Source organism: Psychrobacter alimentarius, assembly GCF_001606025.1.
GTDB classification, from domain to species: domain Bacteria; phylum Pseudomonadota; class Gammaproteobacteria; order Pseudomonadales; family Moraxellaceae; genus Psychrobacter; species Psychrobacter alimentarius.
The window spans coordinates 42,369-67,638 of sequence record NZ_CP014945.1; the positions used below are offsets into that span (position 1 = coordinate 42,369).

Sequence of the window (25,270 nt, forward strand, 5' to 3'; positions counted from 1 at the left end):
GCATTTATCGTTAGAATCATAGCGTAAATACTTTTTATACTATAGTTGATGCAATTTAAGAGTGGTACAAGGTAACCGAGTACAGAGGTATAGGTCATACTTCAAGCGAGGTTAACGCTGTAACGCTTTTATAGTGGATTGACTATATTTCTAACAAGGATGTTTCGATGACACTAAAACGTTTAAGCCTTGTCGCACTATTTAGTCTGTCAGTCGTCGGCTGTAACACCGCGCCTAATACGCTTGCCGTCAATGCGACCCAAAAGTTGATACAGTTTGAGCGCAATAAAGCCAACCTTGAAAAAAAGGTAGTGACGCTGGCCTCTGGCGATACTTTGACCTATCTAGAAGGTGGCAATATTAACGGCGAGCCTTTACTGCTCATCCATGGGTTTGGGGCAAACAAAGACAACTTTACCCGTATCGCCAAGGAGCTGAGCGATTATCATCTGATCCTGCCAGACTTGCTAGGCTTTGGTGAATCCAGCAAACCGCCGCAAGCTGACTATCGCGCCGATGCTCAGGCGCAGCGTTTACATGAGCTGCTGCAAGCCAAGGGCATGGCGTCCAATATCCATGTCGGTGGTAACTCAATGGGCGGTGCTATCAGTGTTGCTTACGCGGCCATGTATCCCGATAGCGTCAAAAGCTTGTGGCTACTCGACAGCGCAGGTTTTTGGTCAGCAGGATTCGCTCAAGATCGATTTGGCGATGGCGATATAACAAGCAGCCCGCTATTGATCGAAACCAAAGAGGATTATTTTGCCTTATATGATTTGGTCATGTACAAGCCGCCTTACATTCCCAAAACCGTGCAAGCGGTCTTTGCTCAGACCAATATTGCCAACCGCGAACTACACGGCAACATCCTTGAACAAATCACAGCAGATAATGTGGAAGCACGTGCCAAAGTGATCGTGCAGCACAATATACCCACGCTCATCGTTTGGGGTGCTGAGGATAAAATCATTAAGCCTGAAACCGCCCTCATAATGAAACAAATCATGCCACAAGCACAGGTGATGATGATGCCTGAGGTTGGGCATGTACCGATGGTCGAAGCGGTAAAAAAGACGGCCAGTGATTATAAAGACTTTCGTGCAACGCTTATGGACAAGTAACTCACAAGTCTTTTATTAACCGCGTTAGTAAGGCGTCTGTACTTTCATTTCTGACCAACGTGACGCCTTGTCCTGCCCATAGCGACAGATGCTCGGCGTCCAAATGCTTGGTCGCATCCGCCCGCATAAACTTGCTCATGGCATTGAGTTGCGGGTAGGGCGGTAGCGCATCTGTACTCTCAAATTGAGCAAAATCACGCAGATAATCGTTTAGTAAACCACGAGCAAGCTTGCCTGAAAACAGTCGCGTTAAGCGTGTCTCGCTACTGCGTACTCCTTGACTGGCATCAAGTAGAGCCTGTTTATAGGTGTCATTGATACCGCACTGATCTGTCGTCAAAAACGCCGTGCCCATTTGTGCAAGCTCAGCGCCTGCTGCTTGTACTGCCTTGATATCTTGGGCAGTCATAATGCCACCTGCGGCAATTAATGGAATGTCGGTGAGGGCGCGTATTTGGCTAATCAATGTCAATAATCCCAATGGATCGGTTTCGCTTTGTGGCAACCAACCACCGCGATGACCGCCTGCCTCTGCTCCTTGCGCGCAGACTGCATCTGCACCAATATCGCTCCATGCTTTAGCTTCTAATGGATGATTGGCTGTACCGATGACGCGTGTGCCGACACTTTGCAAACGCTGAACTTGCTGGGCGCTGATAATACCAAAGGTAAAACTGGCGACAGGCACAGGGTTGCCATAGAGCACTTGTAACTGCTCGGCAAAGCTCTGAGCTGGACGTTCGGGTAGCGTAAATTCTATATTCTGCGCTTGGTAATAATTACTCAGCCAAGCAGGCATATCGGTATCAAAGGTGCTCGACTCCTGCTCAGATAACACCATCAGATTGACTATAAAAGGACGGTCGGTCAGGGCTTTAATCGTATTGATTTGACTGTTTAAAACGTCTGGCGCGGTCATGCCAGCCCCCAATGAACCTAGCCCTCCAAAGTTACTGACGCAGGCGATCAATTCAGGCGTGGTGGCACCGCCTGCCATTGGGGCTTGAATAATCGGGTAGGTGAGGTTAAGCGTTTTGAGTAAGCTCATGAATGGCTCCTTTTTATTAGGATATTTGCATGGCTTACTGTAGCAGAGGTAGGCGGTGCGTGTGTTGGATAGTGTTTATTTAGTTGCTGAATAGGGTGGTGGGTTTTGACTATGAAGTTGTAGTTAAAATAGTTGGCTACAACTCTATAGTTAACCTCGATTGGCTCATATAACTTATATTAGCCATCGTTGAATGCTAGATAGACTCTCATTTTTTAATTAGATGAATTTACCGTTAGTATGACGCCGAACCCATCAGGGTCAGTCAGCTCGATACCATTTTCATGCCAATACGGATTTTGTGAGGTGATCGGTAGTATATCTGCCTGTTTCGCTCTATCTATAATGGTTTGGACTTCCTCTTCGCTATCTAAGTAAAATACGATCAAGTCGTCCCTGTCAGGATGATGGTCTGCTTTGTTATTGGAATAGGTAAACTCCAGATGCCAATCTTGATTGGGCAATCCTAAAAACACACCATCATAACCATTATGGTCTTTGAAGCCGCCCAGCTTTTCTAGTCCAATAATATTCTGATAAAAACTAATAAGACTATCCAAATTATTGGTGTGCCGTGCATAGCGAAATTTCATAAGTATCCTTACTCAATCCTAGTCCTGCGGTGGCCACGGACGATCCGCATCACTCTCAATCCATTCGGCGACGTAGCCTGTTGGCGGTAGCTCCCAATCAGACTGACCCAACGCCGCAAGCACTTTTGATGTATCAATGACTCTACCGCCTTTGGTCATGCCCGTACGCAGCAACCCAGACGAGCAAGGCTTACCCTTAACCCACATCGACTGCTCGATATACATCCAGCGCGCATCAATGCCAACGATTTTGGTTTTTAGCGTGACCTTTTCAAAGGCACGAATACGCTTGCGATATTGGATGGTGCTGCCAGCGATGACCAAACCCCATCGCTGTTTTAGTAGCTGCTTACCAAGTCCGCTACGCACTGCAAAGTCCATACGCCCCAAATCATACAGCGTGAACACGCGACCATTATTCATCTCCAAGAAATTATCGATGTCGGTCAGACGACAGCGAAACTGAATCTCGCTGGTTTCTTTGAGCGTTAACGTATTGCCCTTTTTTGCTTGTAGAGCCGCGTGGGCGATGGTGCTGGCATAACGGATAAATGGATACATAAAGCAGTCTCAAAGGGTTAAAGAATAGAGTTAATAGTCGTCACATCAGAGTGTATGGTCAGGGCTACTTAGACCTATTTTTTACGTGATTCGACGCCAATCCAATTAAAGTACGCACTCACAGTTTCGGGTATCCAATTGATATCAAATTTTGATTTTTTGCCTTTTTTGTTATAAACAGTCGATGCTTGATCATAATTTTTATCTTCGGCTTGTTCGTTGTGAGAGAGATAACGCAAATACCCAATGTGTCCACCATGAGCCGTATCGAGAATGGTGACACTGTCAGAGACATCATTTGGCGTGGCGGTAAAACCGATAAACGGATCGTCCTTGGCACTAATAAGTAATAAAGGCTTGGTCACTTTTATCAAATAGGGAAGGGCTGATGAGGCTTGATAGTAGTGATTGTTAGATCGGTAGCCGTGACGCGGCGCGGTAAAGATATCATCAAAGTCGCTGATACGGTTGACCGATTTGATCGAGTCGATCTCATCTTGAGTGATGTCATTGGCTAAAGCTTTTTTGATGATTGGGTTGAGCAAATAGGGCGTATAAATGCGATGACTCAAAAAGCTGTGCATACTAAGCGCCGCTGAGGACATATCGACTGGCGCAGAGATCACCACCGCACCACGACACAGCGCCTTATCCGCATATTCGCCCATGTATTTGGCCAGCGCATTGCCCCCTAGCGAGACGCCAACGGCATAGATATTGGCATACTGCTGACGTAAGTTTTGTAGCGCATGATGTACTTCGTCCGTGTCACCAGCGTTATAAAAAACCGTACCACTAGCAGGAATACCGCCACAGCTGCGAAAGTGTGCCACGACAAAATGCCAGCCTTGAGCATGCATCTGATAAGCCAATGCTCGCGCATAGTGGCTGTCGCTGCTGCCTTCCATCCCATGAAACAAAACGATCAATGGCGTTTGCTCAAGCTCATTATCTGCCGCTGCCTCTACAGGATGCGCATCATAAAAATCGTAGGCAATATCGCTTTCATTCAAAGAATCCTTTTCGACCACACGGCGATAAGTTGGTGTTTTGGGCGCAAAAAACTTGGGCAAAATGCTTTGCAAATGTGGATTGGTGAGCCAAAACGGCGGTTTGAAAGGCGCTGGTGAAAAAGGTGTGGTTGGTATTGACTGTGACATAGAGAGTTTCTTATTTTATTGGGTTAAAAAGCAATGCGTTATCATAGCGCCCGCCAGTATCAAAACCAACGCTTTTCAGTGAACGCTTGGTTACTAAAGACTGGTTACTCAAAAGCAGTTAATCAAGACTGGTCACTTATTACTTAACATCAGTCACTCAAGGTCAATCAGTTAAAGCCAGTTACTCACACCGTGGTTAATCAACAGGTCATTGGCTAAGGAATTTACGACGGATCTAACACCCGCCCATCCATGGCAAGGCGCTCTTTTAGCGAGTCTATATCCGCCTCAGCCAGCGTCGCAGTCAATAGCACTTGTTTGCTATAAGCCACATCATCGATACGACCGTTAAGACTGTCGACCACATAGCGGCACTGCGCTTCGGTCGCAAACTCTGCCAGTATCTGCACTTGAATCATTGGCACATGCTCAAGCAGGGTCATCATGTCCACAGCCGCTTGTGCCGATCCTGCATAAGCGCGCGTCAGACCACCTGCACCCAGCTTGATACCACCGAAGTAACGCACCACAATGATAATGACGTTGCCAATCGATTTATGCTGCAAGACATTCAATATCGGTTTGCCTGCGGTGCCATTTGGCTCCCCATCATCGTCGAAACCCGCGCTGGTTGTATTATCAGGGTCACCAATGATATAAGCCCAGCAGTGATGACGGGCATCGGCGTATTGCTGACGTAATTGTTCCACATGAAACATAGCTTCTTCCCGTGAAGTGACAGGATAGGCGTTAGCGATAAACTCAGATTTTTTGATTTCTAAGCGTGCGGTGACAGCACGTTTTAGGGTTTGATAGCTCATATTTCATCAGGCTTAGGTTGGATATGGTAAACTGGTCTAACTTTCACTGTCTGCCGTATTTGGCGCAGTGTTCATTTTATTTTTTATTATAGTACCACTTCTGACCAGTTAAGATAGCGAACAAGAATGATGTGCAGGCTTGTGAGGTTGGCTTTGAGGCAGAATGGGTATCCCAAAACGGATGGTAGTTAAGCGTATGCGTCTAGATAAATTTATTAGTAAGGCCACTGAGCTGTCGCGCAAAGAGTCAAAAAAGATTATGCACGCAGGCGAAATCACAGTGAACGATCAAATCGTCAAAGACCCTGGTCTACATGTCGATATCGCCAATGATGATGTGATGTGGGCAGGCGAGCCGTTATCAGTTGCGACTGGTAACCGTTATATTTTATTGCATAAGCCTGAAGGATTTGAATGTACCTTAAAAGCCAAAGAATACCCAATCGTTACCGAGCTGATTGCTGTGCCAGAGCTGGGCAGCTTGCGTATCGCTGGTCGACTCGATGTTGACACCACAGGCGCGCTGCTCATCAGTGATGATGGCGGCTGGCTACACCGTGTGACCAGTCCGAAGCATGAGCATGCCAAAGTCTACGAGCTAACTTTAGCAGATGCGATGGACAGTGATGCCCAAGAAAAAGCGGTCAAAAAGGTTGCCGAAGGGATTTTGTTAGAAGGCGATCACGAACCCACCAAGCCTGCGATTCTTGAATTCATCGATGAGACACATGCGCGCCTGACGCTAGAGCAAGGCAAATATCATCAAGTCAAACGTATGATGGGTTACTTTGGCAATAAGGTCGTCGAGCTGCATCGCGCCAGCATTGGTCATATCAACTTAGATGGTCTAGACAAAGGTGACAGTCGTTTCTTAACCGCAGAAGAAGTGGCCAAATTTTAGTCTCTGACTTCTTTAGTATGCGCATTCATACTACTATTTAAATCATTGTTTTGAATTTATTAGCAGCCACGACACCGTGTGCTGCTTTTTGCTGTCAGCTATTTCTACTTGTGACTCTCCTTCGTTATTTTTGCGATCTGCTTGTGTTGCCTGCCTCTTAAAGCTGGGTAGCAATTTTGCAATAATACGTTTTTAAGCCTTTGCAAAAATCCTCCTCGTGCTACAGTCTATTTTTCTTTTCAATATATGTTTTTGCATAATATAAGGCTTATCTACTTTTTATTTTCTAAGCAGTGATGTCATTATCAGTAAAGCATACTTATTGTTAAAAACAGATAGGACGGTCTTCGTGAAACTCTCTTTATTAACATCCACTACGTTTATTGGTACTTTTATCGTGGCGACCACTGCCTGTGCTCAGCCAAGCGCCAATGATGCCACGAGTAAAAACATCAGCCAACCTGCAGTAAGTAGCCAAGCAGCTGGCTCGATAAGCCAGTCTATCGACAGCCATTTGCGCCAAGTGCTCACGCAAGCAGGTATCAAGACGCAGATAACCTCTATTGCGCCCTCAAACTTGCCCAATATGTATCAGGTGACTCTTGCAGGACAAGCACCGCTACATATTACCAAAGATGGCAAATACATCATTCAAGGTGAGCTACAAAAGAACCCAAGCAAGCGGGTAGTGACCAAAACGTTGCCGCGCAGTCATAAAGAGCAAATAGGTCAGCCAGTCAGTGCAGCCGTCAAATCGGCAATGCTTGCCAACATGAGCGCGCTCAAAAATATGAGCCACAAAACACCGTTTTTTTACACCGCTGTACCAGGCGTGATTTGGGGTGCGACTTTGGAAGGCGTGCCTTTTTTACTCTCAGATGATGCGCAATATATCACTGATGGCGAGATATCTGTCATCGAAAACGGTCAGTTCGTGGGTCTGGACACCGCATTTGAACAACGCAAAAATCAGTCGGTATTAGCGACTTTGGATGACAAACAGCTGATTCGCTATCCCGCCACCAGTACCGAGAAAGCCGTGATATATGTGGCTGACGACGTCAACTGCCCATATTGCCGCCGATTTCATCAGCAAATACCCATGCTCAATGCAAAAGGCGTGACAGTCAACGTGATTGGCTATCCGATATATGAGCAGTCACCCGCGCAAATGCGAGGTATCTGGTGCCAAACTGATGCAAACAGTCGTCGACAGGCGTTTGATAAAGCTATGTTGCAAGGTGAGATGACACTCGCTTCTGCCAGTTGTGACGTCGATCCCATTACGCCGAATCGCGACAAAGCTGCTGGACTGGCGGTGATGGCGACACCTGCGATTTATCGTGAAGACGGTGTGCTGTATCAAGCAAGTTTTGAGAGTCCTGAGTTTTTAGAATTTTTAGGTATCGAATAATAATAAATAATATTAGCGCCTCTCAAGATCCTTATTCATCACTATCTTGAATAACATAATAAAAAACCGCTTTATGAATTAAGTCATAAAGCGGTTTTCATCGTTTAACTTATCAATATGTTGAATATCAAAAGCGGTCTCAACTTGTCTATGGCAAGACAATATCGACGATCTTCCATTGAATAAGTCCTTGGCGCTGCATCTCTATAGTGAGCGGGTAGCCCTTAACCTGACCACTGATATTGAAGCAATTGATACCGCAATAGCTCAAGGTTGGCTTATCACTGTCTGTACCTTGAGCGGCCTGCTGCTCAAGCTCTGCCGCTTGTTTTTTCATGATTTGCTGCATCTGGCTTTGCACAACGGCATTAACATCACCGCGCTGGAGGATCAAATTTTGAATCAGGTTCTTTAAATCCACTTGATTACTCGCGATGGCCCAAGCAGCAGCCAGCTCTTTAGTGGCGGTATTGGCTTGACCTTGAGTATCAATGATCTTTTCAACGTTTTGTGGCGTAATGGCACCATCGACGGCTTCGGTAATAAAACGATTTGCCGCTTGTGTTAAAGGCTCACCGCCCAACTCTGCGACCAAAGGATATTTGCCCATGGTCGTAGTAAATTGCGTGGTCAGCTGATTTTGAATACTAGGCTTTACTTGGTCGTAATCGATGGCGGCGGCAATGGTAGCGCCATCTTTATCTTCATAAGCATTTTTGAGCTGATAAGCACTGTAATAAGGCGAGCCTGCATATACAGCTATCGCAATCACGATTAATAACACAATCAGCTTCTTCATAAAAATGGATACCTTATCGCAAAATTAATAGAGTCAAATATAAACAAGAGATTCAATCAAACCGTTTGAATAATGCTAAATACTAGCATGGCCCATACAAATTAAGGTATGAAAACCTTTATCCGTTCCTTAATAGAACCTTTTTAACTGACCTAAATGATTTTAGCGCGCACTTTCCCTATCTAAGCGCTTGATAAATAGCAATACCATCTCCATAAATAGCGCAAACTTTTAATAACTGATTTGGCTAAGCAGCATCCTGCCGTATTTGCTTGTAAGATTCATATCCTTCTTATTTTTGACTTTTTTATCCCCTATGTTTCATGTGAAACCTTTGAAGACGATGGAGGGTCACAGATAAAGTAGGGAAGCGTAAAATCTATGAATCGACTGGCCGGTGGACTGTAAAGACGATAGGAGAGCCCATGAGTAAGCGCGATTTTTATGAAGTATTAGGTGTCAGTAAGACGGCTGACAGTAAAGAGATTAAGCGAGCCTACCGCAAGCTGGCGATGAAATACCATCCAGACCGCAACTCTGATGATCCTGATTCTGAAGATAAATTTAAAGAAGCGTCTATGGCTTATGAAGTACTGAGCGATGAAGAAAAGCGTTCAGCGTATGACCGTATGGGTCACTCTGCATTCGAAAATGGCATGGGCGGTGGTGGCTTTGGCGGTGCAGGCGGCGGCAACTTCCAAGATATCTTTGGCGATATCTTCGGTAACTTTGGGGATATCTTCGGTCAGTCGCGTGGTGGTGGTGGACGTTCGCGCCGTGGCTCAGACTTGCGTTATGTGATCGAGCTGACATTAGAAGAAGCGGTACGCGGCTGCAAAAAAGAAATCAGCTTTACCGCCCCTGCACCATGTGATACCTGTGACGGTAAAGGCGCAAAAGATGCCTCTGATGTCGTGACCTGTCAGATGTGTCATGGTCAAGGCCAGGTACGTATGCAGCAAGGTTTCTTTGCGGTTCAGCAAGCTTGCCCACAATGTGGCGGCACTGGTAAGCAAATCAAAAACCCTTGCCCTGACTGTCATGGTAATGGCGTCAAAGATAAGTCGCGTACGCTCGAAGTCTCTATCCCAGCGGGCGTCGATGATGGTGATCGCGTTCGCCTAGCAGGTGAAGGGGAAGCGGGCGGCGCAGGCGTGCAAAATGGTGACTTGTATGTCGAAGTGCGCGTCAAAGCGCACAACGTCTTTACGCGTCAAGGGGCGGACCTTTATATGGATGTGCCCGTGAGCATCACTGATGCCGCACTAGGTAAAGAAGTTGAGATCCCAACTTTAGATGGCAAAGTAAAAATCAAAGTTGCAGAAGGCACGCAAAGTGGCAAGTTGCTACGAGTACGCGGTAAAGGCGTGACGCCAGTGCGTACCACCATGAAAGGCGATTTGATCTGCCGCGTCGTTATTGAGACTCCAGTCAACCTAACCCGTGAACAAAAAGACCTGCTACGTCAGTTCCAAGATACTTTGGATGGCGATAGTAAGCATCAGCAATCGCCTCATAAAAAATCATTCTTCAAAAAAATCGGCGACTTGTTTGACTGATTATTTAACTAAGACAGGCTGTCTTTAGGTAGCTATACTGAAAGTAAGCCCAAAGGTTTCACATGAAACCTTTGGGCTTTTTCTTGTGTCGATAAAAAACCACTCAGGTAGCGATATTTGTTAAACTGACGATAAATGATATCCAAAAATAACCCCGCCAAATATAAAGTATTTAAGGTAGAGATATGAGTCAACAAACAAAAGAACAAGCCATCAAAGTTGGTGTCATTGGTGCAGGCGGACGTATGGGTCGCATGCTCATTGAAGCGGTCAATGACAATCCACAAACCACCCTCAATGCGGCGATTGAGCGTCAAGGCTCAAGCCTTGTTGGGGCAGATGCAGGTGAAGTCGCCGCTATTGGACACTTGAATGTGCAGATTGTCGATGACTTGCAAGCCGTGGTTGACGATATCGATGTGCTGATTGATTTTAGCCTGCCTGATGCCACTGAAAAAAATATGCAAGTTTGTGCTGAGCACAACGTGGCTATGGTTATTGGTACGACAGGATTTAACGAGCCGCAAGAGCAAGTATTGGCAAAGGCCAGTGAAAAGATCGCTATCGTCTACGCAGGCAACTATTCCACAGGCGTCAATCTGTCCTTAAAACTATTAGAAATGGCTGCCAAAGCGTTTGGAACAGAGGCCGATGTAGAAGTGATCGAAGCCCATCACAAGCACAAAATCGATGCGCCATCTGGCACAGCTTATATGATGGCAGAAGCCGTCGCAGATGCTCGTGGCCAGAACCTCAAAGACGTTGCTGTCTATGGACGTGAAGGCCAAACGGGCGAGCGCGAAGCCGGTACGATTGGTATTCATGCCATTCGCGGTGGCGAAATCATCGGTGACCATACGGTGATGTTCATCGCTGATGGCGAAGTGGTTGAAATTACGCATAGAGCACGGGCGCGCATGACGTTTGCGGCTGGTGCAGTACGCGCGGCGACTTGGGTAATTCAGCAAGAAGTTGGGCAATACAACATGCAAGATGTGCTGGGGTTAAACGAGTAGTTACTACTTAATTATCAGGGTTTAATCATCGCTAGGAGTGAAACATGGATAAGTCGAGAGTCAATTTATTGGCGAGGCTTAGCTATACGTTTGTTGCTATGAAAAATGCTGGTTATGTTTGCCAAACTGCGTTTGTTCTTAGTGTAGCGGTGATGCCTATCGTAGGGCATACGGCGACCAATCAAAGCCACTCTCAAACCTACGTTATCCCAACTTATGGCGGTGATGCTTTACTGCCAGCAGTGCGTCAGCAGTTAAGCACGAGCCGTGACGGCGGTACGGTGGCTACTTATCAAGGCAAATTGGTACTACAAACGACGCCCGCCAATTATCAAGCGGTACAGCAGTTATTGGCACAAATCGACAGTCAGCCGCAAGCCTTGACGGTTTCTGTACGTGTCGGCAATGACAGCCGTACTCAATATGATAATCAGCAAGGTCAGGTCGTGATTACGAGCCGAGGTATCCAAGGCACAGGAATTATCAATCAGAGTAATAACCAGCGGCAAGGCAGTAGTTTGTATCAAGTTCAAACCTTATCTGGCAGTGCGGCAAGTATTGGGACAAGCACGTTGTGGTCATTGGCTCAAAGCTACTATCCTACGGCGTCAGTGTATTCTCGTTCGCTAGGGCAAATCGTTATTCAGCAGCAGGTATTGCTACCAACGACCCAAGGCATTAGCGTGACACCGCGGCTACTACCGAGTGGTCAAGTCGAAGTAAAGCTATCACAAGTTGAAGAGCGACTGGCGCGATCTAATTCATCTTACAATCGATACGGCATGAGCAGTAACAGCATTCAAGGTCAAAGCCTCAATAGCACTTTCATCGTGCCACGTGGACAATGGGTAACGATCGGTCAAATCGTTCAAAATAGCCAAAACCAACAAGCAGGAGGTAGGGGCTACGGAGCGACCAATAGTTATAATAGCGTACCGATTTCGCTATTGGTGCAGTAGTGGATAATGGCAGTAACAACCCACAAAAAAGCGCGGCACTGTGATTTACAGTGCCGCGCTTTTTACTCAATGATTTCTCAGCGATTACTAATCAACATAGACTACTTCTAATGGCGGAAACCCATTAAACTCAACCGATGAATACGAGTTGGTATACGCACCTGTGGTCAACCAAAAGATTTTATCACCAATCTCAAGCTCTTCTGGGAGCTGATAGCCTGCCTCTTCATACATGATATCGGTCGAATCACAAGTCGGGCCTGCCAATACGACCGTACCTTCACTGGTCGAGGTTTCCATCTTTGGCGTATAGACAGGATATTTGATAGATTCGCCAAGCGTCTCAATCAAACCTTGGAACAAGCCTACATCGGTGTATACCCAACGCGTCAAATCTGTATTTGATTTACGAGAAATCAATACCACATCACTGACTAGTACGCCCGAACCACCAACCAATGAACGTCCTGGCTCAAGAATGATTTCAGGCATATCTTCCGCATCATAGTCATCGGTCAAATAACGATTGATTTCTTCAGCATAAACTTTAATAGGATTTACTTCACTGATGTAATTCGCTGGAAAACCGCCACCCAAGTTAATCATTTGCAACTTGATGCCTTCTTCATTTTTCATCCAGTCAAACATGTATTTGACCTTGGCAAGCGCATCATCCCATGCAGCGACATCTTTTTGCTGACTGCCCACATGGAACGAGATACCGTAAGGCACCAAACCCAATTCGCGAGCTTGAATCAAAAGCTCAATCGCCATATCAGGATGGCAACCAAATTTACGAGACAATGGCCATTCAGCGGTTTCTGACCCTTGCACCAAGATACGCACAAATATTTTTGAACCAGGTGCGTACTTAGCGATGTTTTTTAAATCCGCTTCTGAGTCGGTCGCATACAAGTCGATGCCTTTTTCAAACGCATATTTAACATGTTCTGCTTTTTTAATGGTATTACCATAAGAGATACGTGACGCGTCCACGCCGCAATCAAGTACTCGATCTAACTCATAGATAGACGCACAATCAAAATTTGAACCAAGCTTGGCGAGTAAGTCAATGACTTCGACAGCAGGGCTTGCTTTCATTGCATAATGGATTTTGGCATTCGGGAAAAATCCCACCATTTCATGAAATTTCGTTTTGATGCGGCTTAGATCCACTACCAAAAGAGGCGTCTCGCGACCTTCAGCTGCTTTGGTGAATTTCTGCCAGCCGGCAGGGTCAAAATATTGGTCAATTTTGATCATGGTCATGGTAGGAAACCTTTAATGAAAAAACATACGTTAAAAAATGAAGGCCTAGGCCACATCGCTAGTGTAACGTCACATTATTATCATAATGTGTCATAAAGCGACGAGAATGGTACTCATGCAACATTTGGCCTAAAAAATAAATACATCAAGAGTTGGTCGGTTGTGGCTGCTTATCAGCGGATTGCTCGCCTTGTTTTTCGCGAATTTTGATGACTTTACGTACCTTATCACGAGCACGCGTTTGTTTTAAACGCGATAAATAATCAACGAAGATGACACCGTTTAGATGATCCATTTCGTGTTGGATACAGACGGCGAGTAACCCGTCAACTTCTTCATCGATTTTTTCACCATTTTCGTCCAAAGCTTCGATACGCACTTTATTAGGACGTTCAACCTTGTCATAGACGTCAGGTACAGACAAACAACCTTCTTCGTAAGCTTGTTTGTCTTCTACCAATGGGGTTACCTTTGGATTGATAAAAACCCGAGGGCTGTTTTTATCTTCAGACAAATCCATGACGATCAGTTGAATATGTTGATCAACTTGACTTGCAGCCAGACCAATGCCTTGTGCATCATACATGGTCTCAATCATATCAGCGATTAAGGTTTTGATTTCAGCAGTCACTTCCTTGACAGGCTTTGCAATGGTGCGCAAGCGCGGGTCTGGGTAATTTAAAATAGGGAGTAATGCCATAACGCTCACCTCAATGATAAGGATAAAATAGGGTTGGTATTATAAGATAAATGGGGACAAAAGTAATGCTTATCAATACTTTGCTTATTAATACTTGCGCGCGTATATCCTCTTTTAGATTTTTATAGACGCCATATTATGACTTTCGCGAATTCAACAAAAAGCCCTGCAATTTGCAAGGCTTTTTTATTGTGAGTTTAGGATTCTTGCTCACATCTTATCTATCATATAAATTTATACGCGGCGTTTGCTGACAATCATTTCATACAAGAATAGGAGAATAATAGCACCGATTACAGAGAAGATTAGACCAGTAAAGCCACCATCTGCATCAATGCCGATAAGTCCTGCAAGGAAACCACCCAACATAGCACCCACGATACCCAGTACAATCGTCATAATCCAGCCCATAGGGTCACTGCCTGGCTTGATAGCACGTGCTAATAGACCTGCAACCAAACCTACGATAATCATCCAAATAAAGCTCATGTTATTCTCCTAATTTATTGTCATTTATAATAGTTTGCTAGTTTTGATAAGCTCATTGTAATGACTGCAGAAAAATAAAGGTAAGCGCGAAATGTTACCAGTGTATGAGCTATGTGAGAAAAACAAGGGATTTGCTAAGATGGAGGGAGGATAAGTAAATGAAAGGTTACAAAGGTAATTAAGACGCGAATAGCGTTCGCGTCGAACCATTAAAATCCCTGATAACCATTCGCTAAATTTTGACAATAAAAAAGCGCCGCTTGTCTGCTACGACGCGACGCTTCATTTATGCATTGGAGAAACAGGTACATGAAGGGAATAAGAAATCCCTTAATTGCACTGAAGTTTTTACTAGCGCTGACGCAATGATGTCAGTAGACGCTGATGTATCCCTTCAAAGCCGCCGTTCGACATAATCACAATCGCATCACCTGCCTGTGCATGGACGACAATGTGCTCAATAATGGCATCGATACTAGCAAGGACTTGTTGATCGCCGATGTTATTGTGCGCAGCATTGGCTTTTTCAATCACTTCTTTTAATCCCCATTCCAAACCTATCGGCTCGTACCATAGGGTATGGTCAGCAAGGGCAGCAGATTCAGCCAAGCTGTCTTGATGAATACCCATCTTCATGGTGTTGCTACGCGGTTCGATAATGGCCCAAATTCGTCGACCTGCCAGTTTCTTTTTGGCGCCATCTAGTGTGGTCGCAATGGCCGTTGGATGGTGAGCAAAATCATCAAACACCAAAATATCATGCGCATCACCGATAAGCTCCATACGGCGTTTGATACCAGCAAAGGCAGATAACGCAGCACAAGCGGTATCAACGCTGACGCCAACGTTATAGGCGGCGGCTACCGCAACCAAGGCATTATTGACGTTGTGAATACCGCTCATTGACCAATCGACAATGGCTGCTTCATCATTGTCCGTAAAAATAACTTTAAATTGACCGCCGTCTGTACTGATCAGCTCAGCTTGCCAATCGCTACTATTTTTTAGATCAGTATCTTTTGCTTGTTCATCCGTGGTATTGAGCACTGAAGTACGCCAAATTGGCGTCCATACGCCTTTTGTTAAGGTGTCTTCTAAGCTGATGGTCGCAGCTGGCATGATGATTTTGCCTGTGCTTGGAATCATGCGTACCATATGATGGAATTGCGTTTGAATGGCATTGAGATCCGCAAAGATATCAGCATGATCAAATTCAAGGTTATTTAAAATGGCCGTACGCGGTCGGTAATGAACGAATTTTGAGCGCTTATCAAAAAACGCCGAGTCGTACTCATCCGCTTCAATAACAAAATACCCAGTCTGTGACGTGCCATTGCTGTCTTTTTCTGCGCCCAGATAACTGCTGTGCGCAAAGATCTGCTGTAGATGGACATCAGGTGTATCGACCAAGGGGACTCCCCCAATCAAAAACCCCGTATCAATACCAGCATAATGTAGTATCCAAGCCAACATCGTAGTGGTTGTGGTTTTGCCATGAGTACCAGCAACGGCGATCACATGACGCGATTGTAGTACTTGCTCAGATAAAAACTGTGGTCCTGATGTATAGCGAAGCCCTGTGTCCAGCATATACTCGATGACATCCATACCACGCTTCATGGCATTGCCGACGACAACCAAATCTGGCGCAGGTTGCAAATGCTCAATCAGATAGCCTGACTCAATCGTGACGCCTGCATTCTCAAGTTGGGTCGACATGGGCGGGTAAACATTGGCATCTGATCCTGTGACTGTATGCCCAAGTGCACGCGCGAGCAGCGCCAGCGAACCCATAAAAGTACCACAAATACCAAGAATATGAATATGCATAGACGTTCCGTACAAGCTTAATTGAGAGAATAAAAGAATAGAGTGATCCGTAATTTCAACAGGGACTTATTATCGGATATACTCGGCCTAACGATTATAAGTAGTGATGATATCTTGTTATAAAAGAGCAAGTCACGATCAAGATATCAGCGCGCTAAATAGCCATTCATTGTAAAGTAAACACCATGAGATGACCAATAAAAAACGCCTAACAAGTAGGCGTTGTTTGGTCCATACATTCGACTCATTTCATCATATTACGTATGGCATTTAAAAACTGAAAAGGTTGTTTTTATGTCTCTAACGGTATCTATATAAAGATATGCTTATCTAAAAACTGGTTCTCTAAAATTATATCCTGTAGATAAGTACCTCTTTAAAACGTTATATGATGGGATTATTGACGCGATAAAATATAGTCATTATTCGGGGTTTTGTCCGCATGCATCAAGATAAGATGATTGTCTTGGATATCATAACTTTCGATTTTCTTATCTTCATAAACAATCGTAATGGTATTGTTGTCTTGGCGATACACACCCGATTCAAGTAATGGGGCACGCGGGCTGTCAGGATTGTTATAGATACTGGTCTTTGATACTGAGCCGTCAGCAAACAGATTTAAGGTAACATCGATACTACTACAAATATCACAGGGCACCATGCCACCGTAATCTCCCATTAGCGTGGCCTGTAATGTGTTATTACGATTACTTGACTCTACTCCCATAAGGGACTGGCTGGGATTGGCATCGTTACTTGATTGTGCAGCTGCGATTAAGGACTGTCCTTGCGCTGCTTGGTCCAGCGACTCATTTGACAGTTGAAGGCTGTCATCTTGCAAATTTTGGGTCAGGTTTTCCGAGTCATGTGCTACGTTGTCAGAAGGGGAAAGCGTATTTGCTAAATTTTTGTCATCATTAGAAGAGGCGCTATCGCAACCAATCAATGCGACACAAAGTGGCAGCACAAGTAGAGAGCGGCCAAAGCATTTGGCTACAGTAAGCATGGTCGCGCAGGTAGGCGCAGAATATATCATGGTCACCCCAAAGAACGGTTTATCAAACAGTATTTCTTGTCACACAAGGTTTCTTATCAAGCAATGCTTCTATAGATCACCAGCATTACTAACAACGCGATATGATTATAAAAAATATAAGTATGTTAAAAATAACGAATAAAAAGTGTCAGCAAATTATTTGATGTTTTAAAGCTACAATCAAGGATTTATCACTAACAATTTACGAAAAAACGATAAATATCTAATGATATCAGGCAATTAAAAAATGCAATAGAATGAATCAAGATATCAAAGGTTAAGTATATCTCTGTGGACTTTTTGTTATAAACAAAAATTAAGGAGATAAAAGTAGCCGTTTAAGGAGTCACCAAGGTAACTTATAAAGGTTGTCAAAGAGACTTAACAGTCGCCTCATCCAAACAGGGACAAATAATCATATACTTATGCCTGTTTAGATGAAGGATTATATCGGAAAAATAAGTTGAATTCTAACCCTCTTTTAGGCAAGACGGTTGTGGCTAGCAGGTCGTACGATACGCCATAGTATCAGCACATGCACGATCAATAGCACAGCAAATAAAATCAAAGATTGCTCAGGAATACTCAACCCCATAAATGTCCAGTCAACCGTGGCACATTCACCAGAGCCTGCAAATACTTCTTTGAACACCTGTAAAATAGGTAAGGTATCCATCCAATAGTCCAAACCAGGTCCGCATGAAGGTACTTGGTCGGCAGGTAAATGCTGGAGCCAAACATGACGAGCTGCAACTAGGGTTGCCCAGCCAATACCTGCCAAGCTGCCAATCCATAATATCAATCTTACCACCATCGATTTTGGGTTGAATAGTGCCGATATTAAAGCGAATCCACCCATTATAATCAGACCAATACGTTGGAAAATACAAAGCGGGCAAGGTGTGAGACCTAAATGACGCTGTAAAAAGAACAGCGCAAAACTCATACCGATCACGGCCATTATCACGAGAAATACTTGTAAATTGCGGTAGGTGGTCAGCTGTAGCATCAGGTGGTTACTCTTGTAAAGTTAGTCATCTATAAAGGGCAAATAGCCATTAAGACTTAGCGATATTGCTGCAAAAATTCCATAAAATCTTGTCTTTCGGCTTCTTCAATCTCAGCTTGCTGTAGTATGGATTTTTCGGCCAGTACTTCATACTTTGCCTGAGTATTTGGGCTAAGTGTTTGCTGTAATAAAGACTCACGATGCTGTTCAGCCAATGTAAAACCAAGCTGCCATAAGCTACCTAAGCGCTTACTATCAGAGTTGACTTGTGCTGAGATGGTTGACTCAGGATGTCCTGCTTTGCCTTGCATTAAAGCCACAGCCGCGCGGTAATCATTGCCACCATAATGAGCATCTAACAAAGCTGCCAGTGGTTGCATACGCTCTAGATGGGTCAACATCCAGCTCTCAAGCAATTGCTCTTCACCATTGTCTAAGATATGCAGACCTTCGCGGCGACCTTCATTGACCACGCGCTCAAGGTTGATAGCTAGCGTCTCTTCTTCTTCTGGTAACAGATCCGGTGAGTCACTAAGTAAGCAGTACAGTGCCATGACTTCTAAGAAACAAGCGCTTGAGAGACGAATACCAACATCGCTATAGGGGTCGAGGTCGATGGCACGAAACTCAACATAGGCAATACCGCGACGCTCAAGCGCTTCGGTTGGCGTCTCGCCAGTCAATGTGACTTGTTTTGGACGAATAGGGCTATAGTATTCATTTTCTATCTGTAGAATATGATTATTGATCTGAATGGGGTTACCATCCGCATCTTCTAAACCCAGCTTCTCAAAGCTTTCATGCGGTGTTTGAATGGCACGGCGTAGTCCTTCGACATATTCTGGCAAATAGTTATAGCGAATATCAAGATGCTCTTGCACGCTGTTGGTATAGCCAAGCTTGCCCATGCGCAGGCTGGTTGCCGTAGGCTTGTAATACGTTGATTCATTGAGCAGCTCTAAGTCATGCTCGCGGCCCGCTATAAAACAAGGACAGACGCTTGGGCTGGCACCCAATAAGTAAAGAACAAGGCTGGTCAGACGTTTAAAATTACGGATAAGACCTAGGTATTTCTCATTTTTAAATTCTGTCAGCGTTTGGCTTTGCGTAGCAGATGTTTGTGCTTGCCAAGCTTCAAACAACTCGTCACCAAAAGACAAGTTGTAATGCAAACCTGCAATCGTCTGCATGCGGCGACCATAACGGATACCAAGACCACTACGATACAAGGTTTTAAGCTTGCCTGTGTTAGAGCTACCATAATCCGCCAAAGGAATGTCTTCATCGTCAGATGACAGCATACAGGGCATTGAGAGCGGCCACATGAGCTCACCTTCAGGTATGCCCTGATAGACCAATACATGCAGTTGACGGAGCATGTTTAGTGTCTCTTTTGGGGAGGTTTTGGGATCCGTGATGAGCTCAAGTAGGCTTTCTGAATAATCTGTGGTGATAAAAGGATGGGTGAGTTTTGACCCAAGTTTGGTAGGATGCGGCGTTTGAGACAAAAAACCATCAGGCTTAACGCGCAGGCCTTCTTTTTCGATACCACGCAGCATACCTGTTAAATGTTTGCTGTCAAACCAGTTGGGAATGTCAAAGCTGACAAAGCTACTCGCTGAATTACTCATAATAGTCATCTATTGTTATTTATTATGGCGAATCAAAACACGACTGACGTTTGACCATAAAAGAAGTAAATATTGGATTTAGAATTCCGTCAGTTTAGCTCAAAGCTGCTTTGAAAACCACGAGCGATTACAAATACAATAAGCTTTGCAAAGGCACACCCGCCTATCTTTTGGCAGCTGTTTGGCTTCCATAACATTTCTGCTAGACGATATAAAAATCGATAAAAAAAGCATCTACCAAATAGATAGATGCTATGAATGTGCTGCACTAGGCGATGTACCATAGCGTCAGCTCACCATATAAGGCATCCTGATAATAATACACCGATACCTTAAATCGAGAATGACGAGCCACAGCCACAAGTGGTGGTGGCATTGGGGTTGGTCACTATAAAGCGCGCCCCTTCTAATCCTTCCGTATAATCAACGGTAGAACCTTGTAAGTACTGATAACTGAGCGAGTCTACGACCAGCGTCACATCACCATTATCAAAATTGGCATCGTCTTCGTTTAAGTCATTAGCGAAATTAAAGCCATAAGAAAAACCTGAACACCCACCGCCTGTCACATAGACACGCAGCATAAGGTCACTGTCACCTTCTTCTTCACGTAGGCGACGTACTTTTTGTGCGGCACTATCGGTCAGTCTTAATACCGTTGGGTCTACAGGCTGGCTTGCGCTTGGATTAAATTGGTTGGCTGATTCGTTCATATCTACCTCAGTTGCTAGGATCAAATGCTTTCGTCATCCTGTTTGGGTTTGCTCTATATAGGTTGCAAATAAAGATACGTACGGCGTTTGATTCGATTGGGTGCTGTCATTAGGGCGGTGCTATGGGCGCATTTTTTCTATTCTATCGAATGCCATCGCCACCATTTTGTGGCGTACTGACACTCATCTGGTAGCAGTATATCATAATGGGGATAAGGATTCGTTTGTCAAGCGTGTTACTGCCAACCAAATTTAACGCTCTAGTACAAATCACTTATCGCGCTATTATTTATAATAAATCACATCAATTATTCATCAAATAAATACTTAGTTTTGAAATAGTTATTTAATCATTTGCCTATGCGGCAAGCGTTTGAAATAATAGCCGCCATTAACATGCCAGATGTGTGTTTTTCTGCTTGCCCCATATTTTATATTACTGTTGAGATGAAGAGATTATATGATCGAATTTAAAGACGTTGGTGTTCGCCGTGATGGTCGTGAATTGTTTGCAGGTGCAAGCTTCCAGCTACATCCGGGCCACAAAGTTGGCTTAACGGGCAATAACGGCACAGGCAAATCTACGTTGTTTGCTTTATTGTTGACACAGATGGGCAAGGGCGATACCGAAGTCACACTGGATAGGGGCGAAGTCAGCATTCCTGATAGCTGGCATGTAGCACACATGGCGCAAGAAGTGGGTGCCAGCGCTCAGACCGCGATTGACTATGTACTCAGTGGTGATGAGCAGTGGTATGAGATTAATGCCGCTTTGAATGATTTGAGTAGCGTGAGTGATGAGCAGATTGGCGTATTGCATCAGCAATTTGATGAGATTGATGGCTATCGCACACCAACCAAGGCGGCGCAAATCATGGCAGGTCTTGGTTTTAATACCAGCCAGCATGAGCTACCCGTAGAAGGGTTTTCGGGAGGCTGGCGCATGCGCTTAAACCTTGCCAAAACCCTGATGAGCCGAGCCGATTTGATGTTGCTCGATGAGCCAACCAACCATTTGGATTTGGATGCGATCTTGTGGCTTGAGACGTGGATTAACGCGTACACAGGGTTGGTCATTGTTATCTCGCATGACCAAGCATTCTTGGATGCGACCGTTGGTCATATCTTGCATGTCGAACAACAAAAAATCACCCTTTATACGGGTAATTATCAGCAGTTTATTCGTACGCGTCATGAGCGTATGGCGCAGCAGCAGCAAGCGTTTGAAAAGCAGCAAGCGACCAAAGCACATTTGGATGACTTTATTCGTCGCTTCCGTGCTAAGGCCAGTAAAGCCAAACAAGCCCAAAGTCGTATCAAACAGCTTGAGCGTATGGCAGAGTTGTCACCCATGATGGCAGACAATCCTTTTTCTTTCCGATTTTATGAGCCTGCAAATATGAGCTCGCCACTGATTGAGCTGACACAGGCAGACATCGGTTATAGCGACACACCGCTATTGCACAACGCCAATGTGCAAGTCACGCCCGATACGCGTCTTGGTTTGCTTGGGATGAATGGCGCGGGTAAATCCACCTTAATCAAAGCCTTGGTGGGTGAGCTTGGGGTGTTATCAGGCACATACCGTGCATCTGACACTCTCAAACTTGGTTACTTTAACCAGCATCAAATGGACGTGCTTGATGCTGCCGCAACGCCGCTACAAATGATGCGCCGCTTGGCAGGCAAGACCTCGGATGCCGAACTGCGTTCTTTCTTGGGCAGTTTTGATTTTCGCGGTGATCGCATTGATACCCCAAGTGAGTTATTTTCTGGTGGCGAACGCGCGCGCCTGACTTTGGCTTTGATTGTCTGGCAACGTCCAAACGTCCTTGTTCTCGATGAGCCAACCAACCATTTAGATTTACAAATGCGTCAGGCCTTGACCATTGCATTGCAAGGCTTCCAAGGAGCAGTGGTACTGGTGTCGCATGACCGTGAGCTGATCGCCAATGTCTGTGACGAGTTGTTTTTAGTCCATGATGGTCAAATTGATGAGTTCGAGGGCGATATCAGTGACTATGGTAAATGGCTTGCTGAAAAGCGTAAGCAAGAAAACGCGCAAGACAAAACTGCCAGCAAGAAAAAGAACAAAAAAGACAGCAAAAAATTTGTTTCACGTGAAACAACAAATGCAAAATCTGTTCATCAAGCGGCGTCTGGCTCAGAGACCAAATCAGGTTCAGCTTCGAGTAGCACAGCAGCGCACAAGAAAGTTTCTACTCAACCGACGCTAAGCAAAGAAGAACAGCGTAAATTGGCCGCAGAACAACGCAAACTAACTGCGCCTGTACGCCGTGATATTGAGAATACAGAAAAAACATTGGCTAAAATTAATGAAAAACTGAATGCGCTTGAAGACAAGCTGGCTGATACCAGTCTCTATGAAGAAAGTCGCAAAGCTGATTTGATGGTTTTATTGAATGAGCAGACGGCATTACAGCAGCAGCACAGTGACAATGAAGAGCAGCTATTGCAGTCAATGACGACGTTAGAAGAGATGGAAGCAAATTTTGAGTAAATAGTTAAATGTAGAGGTTTTTAATTATTTATTAGGCAGTATTCTGTCTGAAAAACAGTTGTAAAAAAGGGAAGGCATAGGCCTTCCCTTTTTTATTACAGCATTCTTTATTCTTTACGGTATTTACCATCTCCATACGAGAGGATTTTCATCGTAGTGGTACATAGCTGACAATCTATTTGACTGGCAGCAGCTTTTGATAAATCAAGAATACGGCCTCTAATATAGGGGCCTCGATCTGTGATTTTTACCACAACACTTTCTTTTGTCTTTTGGTTGGTTACTTGTACTTTTGTACCAAACGGCAGGGTTTTGTGCGCCGCTGTGAGAGAGTTCATATTGAAGATACTACCACTTGCGGTACGTTTACCATGAAACTTACTACCGTAATAACTCGTGTTACCAGCAAACACCGTGGTACTCAGCAATATTGACAACGTCACAACCAGAGACTTAATTAAATAAGACATTTAATACCTTTTTTCTATGAACGAAATAGACAGAAATATCTGCCTATGTTATCCATACCCCCTATGAGTATAAATAATGGGGGTATTCTACAAGCAAGAACTTGTTATATTCTTACCGTGATGTAGGAGAACTTTCAAAGGCAAATGTCTGTTTTTTAAGAGAAAAAAGTGTTTTTAAGCATAAATGTGCAAGTTATAAATTCGTATAATACCTTACGAAGCATTGATTTTTATGAGCGAGAGTAAAAAAACTCTCACCAAAACCAGTTAGAAAAAGATATTTTTTATTCTCATGACAGCGTGTGTATCCAAAAAGCTACGAGTAACATTTGAAGTTGCCAGTAACATTTGTAGGAGAATATATTTGTGACGTAGTTATGGTTAACCATTTATGGATCCTATACTTTCTTATCTATATCGCTGTTTTACTGAGAAAGAACGGCAGCTTGGTATCACTACTGGTAATATTTATATAACGGTATTTGTTCGTTTTATTGATATCATCGTCTATAGACGATAGTCATCATCTGTTATGTCGCAGTCAAACAAATTTCCACACCATAACGTTTTAAATTGGCATATCAGTATCATTTACCTGCTTTTATTTTGAGGAAAACAACATGGCAGAGAAAAATTACTATGACATTTTAGGGGTCAAAAAAGACGCTTCAGACGCTGATATCAAAAAAAAATACCGTAAGCTTGTGCGTCAATACCATCCAGATGTTAGCGATGATCCAGATGCTGATAATAAGATTGCAGAGATTAATAACGCCTATGAAACCATTAGAGATAAAGACAAGCGCGCCGAATATGATGCCATGCTAGACAATCCTTTTGCTGGTCAAGGGAGGGGCTTTAATGGTCAATCCGCTGGTGGGCAAGGTGGGTTTCGCTGGGAAGATATTAAGGGACAATTTGGTGACGGCGAAGCGTATGGCGATGGTGGCTTCCGTTTCGACGATATATTTTCAGCGTTTGGCCGCGGCGCACGTGGCTCAACCAATGATCAAGCAAGCGGGCAGTCTCAACGCGGAGGTTTTGATCAATTCGGTGGCGGATTTGGTCCGCAAGACAGCAAAGGTCAAGATCAGCATGCCGAGATTATGGTTGACCTAGCCTCTGTTTATAATGGGGACGACTATAGTATTAAGTTAAATGTACCCGTTCGCCAGCCTAATGGTAGCGTCGATTATGACAACAAAACGCTCAAAATTAAAATTCCTAAAGGCATCACTGATGGTAAACAAATCCGCTTAGCAGGACAAGGTGCTGCTGGTAGTGGTGGTGGTAAAAACGGTGACTTATTCTTAAAAGTAAAAATTCGCCATGCAGACAATATTCGTATCGAAGGTGCGGATGTCTATCAAACCGTGAACATCGCACCATGGGAAGCAGCATTGGGTGAAAAAATAAACGTCACAACACCAGCAGGTACGCTGGCAGTCAGTATTCCCAAAAATAGCAAGTCGGGTAGCAATTTACGTCTAAAAGGCAAAGGCATTCCGGCCAAGCAAGCAGGTGATTTGTACTTGACCTTAAATATCGTCAATCCTGATATCACGACTGACGCAGCCACCCAAGCTTATGAGCAGTTAAAACAAGCCTTTGCCGATACCAATATTGACCGTTAATGACAGTGATTCA

At 44.4% G+C, this 25,270-nt stretch carries 23 protein-coding genes; 8 read left to right on the top strand and 15 right to left on the bottom strand.

Annotation, left to right across the window (positions count from 1 at the left end; translation table 11 throughout):
* Nucleotides 1-167 precede the first annotated feature (167 nt).
* Nucleotides 168-1,121, top strand: coding sequence for an alpha/beta fold hydrolase (locus tag A3K91_RS00170; protein ID WP_062843477.1), 954 nt, complete (start codon nucleotides 168-170; stop codon nucleotides 1,119-1,121).
* Nucleotide 1,122: 1 nt separating this feature from the next.
* Here A3K91_RS00170 and A3K91_RS00175 read toward each other — a convergent pair whose 3' ends face one another.
* The 5 genes from A3K91_RS00175 to A3K91_RS00195 form a co-directional block, all read right to left on the bottom strand.
* Nucleotides 1,123-2,169, bottom strand: a complete 1,047-nt coding sequence (locus A3K91_RS00175) for an NAD(P)H-dependent flavin oxidoreductase (RefSeq protein WP_062843478.1) — start codon at nucleotides 2,167-2,169, stop codon at nucleotides 1,123-1,125.
* A 215-nt stretch (nucleotides 2,170-2,384) separates the two neighbouring features.
* Nucleotides 2,385-2,762 (bottom strand): VOC family protein, encoded by a 378-nt coding sequence (locus A3K91_RS00180; RefSeq protein WP_062843479.1) that lies wholly within the window; start codon nucleotides 2,760-2,762, stop codon nucleotides 2,385-2,387.
* 18 nt (nucleotides 2,763-2,780) lie between these two features.
* Nucleotides 2,781-3,323, bottom strand: coding sequence for an acyl-CoA thioesterase (locus A3K91_RS00185; RefSeq protein ID WP_062843480.1), 543 nt, complete (start codon nucleotides 3,321-3,323; stop codon nucleotides 2,781-2,783).
* A gap of 74 nt (nucleotides 3,324-3,397) precedes the next feature.
* Complete coding sequence (locus tag A3K91_RS00190; RefSeq protein WP_062843481.1) at nucleotides 3,398-4,483, bottom strand: YheT family hydrolase; 1,086 nt, start codon at nucleotides 4,481-4,483, stop codon at nucleotides 3,398-3,400.
* Nucleotides 4,484-4,707: 224 nt separating this feature from the next.
* The gene (locus A3K91_RS00195; protein ID WP_062843482.1) at nucleotides 4,708-5,304 is read right to left on the bottom strand and encodes a YigZ family protein; all 597 of its coding nucleotides are present in this window, start codon (nucleotides 5,302-5,304) and stop codon (nucleotides 4,708-4,710) included.
* A gap of 196 nt (nucleotides 5,305-5,500) precedes the next feature.
* On the opposite strand from A3K91_RS00195, the gene A3K91_RS00200 reads away from it, so the two are divergent.
* Both A3K91_RS00200 and A3K91_RS00205 read left to right on the top strand, forming a co-directional pair.
* Nucleotides 5,501-6,205 (top strand): pseudouridine synthase, encoded by a 705-nt coding sequence (locus A3K91_RS00200; RefSeq protein ID WP_062845775.1) that lies wholly within the window; start codon nucleotides 5,501-5,503, stop codon nucleotides 6,203-6,205.
* A gap of 349 nt (nucleotides 6,206-6,554) precedes the next feature.
* Nucleotides 6,555-7,619, top strand: a complete 1,065-nt coding sequence (locus tag A3K91_RS00205; protein WP_062843483.1) for a disulfide isomerase DsbC N-terminal domain-containing protein — start codon at nucleotides 6,555-6,557, stop codon at nucleotides 7,617-7,619.
* Nucleotides 7,620-7,767: 148 nt separating this feature from the next.
* Here the strand turns inward: A3K91_RS00205 and A3K91_RS00210 are convergent, their stop codons facing one another.
* Nucleotides 7,768-8,418 (bottom strand): DUF2939 domain-containing protein, encoded by a 651-nt coding sequence (locus A3K91_RS00210; RefSeq protein ID WP_062843484.1) that lies wholly within the window; start codon nucleotides 8,416-8,418, stop codon nucleotides 7,768-7,770.
* Nucleotides 8,419-8,843: 425 nt separating this feature from the next.
* Here A3K91_RS00210 and dnaJ point away from each other — a divergent pair, with 425 nt between their 5' ends.
* The 3 genes from dnaJ to A3K91_RS00225 all read left to right on the top strand — a co-directional run bounded on the left by dnaJ (nucleotide 8,844) and on the right by A3K91_RS00225 (nucleotide 11,952).
* Complete coding sequence (gene dnaJ, locus A3K91_RS00215) at nucleotides 8,844-9,977, top strand: molecular chaperone DnaJ (RefSeq protein WP_062843485.1); 1,134 nt, start codon at nucleotides 8,844-8,846, stop codon at nucleotides 9,975-9,977.
* 185 nt (nucleotides 9,978-10,162) lie between these two features.
* Nucleotides 10,163-10,993 carry a 4-hydroxy-tetrahydrodipicolinate reductase gene (gene dapB, locus A3K91_RS00220; RefSeq protein ID WP_062843486.1) on the top strand — a complete coding sequence of 277 codons (831 nt, stop codon included), beginning with the start codon at nucleotides 10,163-10,165 and terminating at the stop codon, nucleotides 10,991-10,993.
* Between the two features lie 44 nt (nucleotides 10,994-11,037).
* Complete coding sequence (locus A3K91_RS00225; protein ID WP_062843487.1) at nucleotides 11,038-11,952, top strand: hypothetical protein; 915 nt, start codon at nucleotides 11,038-11,040, stop codon at nucleotides 11,950-11,952.
* 87 nt (nucleotides 11,953-12,039) lie between these two features.
* Here A3K91_RS00225 and A3K91_RS00230 read toward each other — a convergent pair whose 3' ends face one another.
* The 8 genes from A3K91_RS00230 to erpA all read right to left on the bottom strand — a co-directional run bounded on the left by A3K91_RS00230 (nucleotide 12,040) and on the right by erpA (nucleotide 20,632).
* Entirely contained in the window at nucleotides 12,040-13,215 is a 1,176-nt protein-coding gene (locus A3K91_RS00230; RefSeq protein WP_062845776.1) for a type III PLP-dependent enzyme, read from the bottom strand.
* A gap of 151 nt (nucleotides 13,216-13,366) precedes the next feature.
* Nucleotides 13,367-13,921, bottom strand: coding sequence for a peptide deformylase (def, locus tag A3K91_RS00235; RefSeq protein ID WP_062843488.1), 555 nt, complete (start codon nucleotides 13,919-13,921; stop codon nucleotides 13,367-13,369).
* A gap of 234 nt (nucleotides 13,922-14,155) precedes the next feature.
* The gene (locus A3K91_RS00240; RefSeq protein ID WP_062843489.1) at nucleotides 14,156-14,410 is read right to left on the bottom strand and encodes a GlsB/YeaQ/YmgE family stress response membrane protein; all 255 of its coding nucleotides are present in this window, start codon (nucleotides 14,408-14,410) and stop codon (nucleotides 14,156-14,158) included.
* A gap of 351 nt (nucleotides 14,411-14,761) precedes the next feature.
* Nucleotides 14,762-16,240, bottom strand: coding sequence for a UDP-N-acetylmuramate:L-alanyl-gamma-D-glutamyl-meso-diaminopimelate ligase (gene mpl / locus A3K91_RS00245; RefSeq protein WP_062843490.1), 1,479 nt, complete (start codon nucleotides 16,238-16,240; stop codon nucleotides 14,762-14,764).
* 397 nt (nucleotides 16,241-16,637) lie between these two features.
* Nucleotides 16,638-17,279 carry a copper resistance protein NlpE N-terminal domain-containing protein gene (locus tag A3K91_RS00250; RefSeq protein WP_062843491.1) on the bottom strand — a complete coding sequence of 214 codons (642 nt, stop codon included), beginning with the start codon at nucleotides 17,277-17,279 and terminating at the stop codon, nucleotides 16,638-16,640.
* 481 nt (nucleotides 17,280-17,760) lie between these two features.
* Entirely contained in the window at nucleotides 17,761-18,288 is a 528-nt protein-coding gene (locus A3K91_RS00255; RefSeq protein WP_062843492.1) for a disulfide bond formation protein B, read from the bottom strand.
* A 56-nt stretch (nucleotides 18,289-18,344) separates the two neighbouring features.
* Complete coding sequence (gene gshA / locus A3K91_RS00260) at nucleotides 18,345-19,919, bottom strand: glutamate--cysteine ligase (RefSeq protein ID WP_062843493.1); 1,575 nt, start codon at nucleotides 19,917-19,919, stop codon at nucleotides 18,345-18,347.
* Nucleotides 19,920-20,251: 332 nt separating this feature from the next.
* Nucleotides 20,252-20,632, bottom strand: a complete 381-nt coding sequence (gene erpA, locus A3K91_RS00270) for an iron-sulfur cluster insertion protein ErpA (protein ID WP_062843495.1) — start codon at nucleotides 20,630-20,632, stop codon at nucleotides 20,252-20,254.
* A gap of 460 nt (nucleotides 20,633-21,092) precedes the next feature.
* Between erpA and A3K91_RS00275 the strand changes: the two genes are divergently transcribed.
* A complete protein-coding gene (locus tag A3K91_RS00275) occupies nucleotides 21,093-23,153 on the top strand; it encodes an ATP-binding cassette domain-containing protein (protein WP_062843496.1) in 2,061 nt (686 codons plus the stop codon).
* A 107-nt stretch (nucleotides 23,154-23,260) separates the two neighbouring features.
* On the opposite strand, the gene A3K91_RS00280 is transcribed toward A3K91_RS00275, so the two are convergent.
* Nucleotides 23,261-23,623: a septal ring lytic transglycosylase RlpA family protein gene (locus tag A3K91_RS00280; protein WP_062843497.1), complete on the bottom strand. Its 363-nt coding sequence runs from the start codon at nucleotides 23,621-23,623 to the stop codon at nucleotides 23,261-23,263.
* 620 nt (nucleotides 23,624-24,243) lie between these two features.
* On the opposite strand from A3K91_RS00280, the gene A3K91_RS00285 reads away from it, so the two are divergent.
* Nucleotides 24,244-25,257, top strand: a complete 1,014-nt coding sequence (locus A3K91_RS00285) for a DnaJ C-terminal domain-containing protein (protein WP_062843498.1) — start codon at nucleotides 24,244-24,246, stop codon at nucleotides 25,255-25,257.
* Nucleotides 25,258-25,270: the final 13 nt, after the last annotated feature.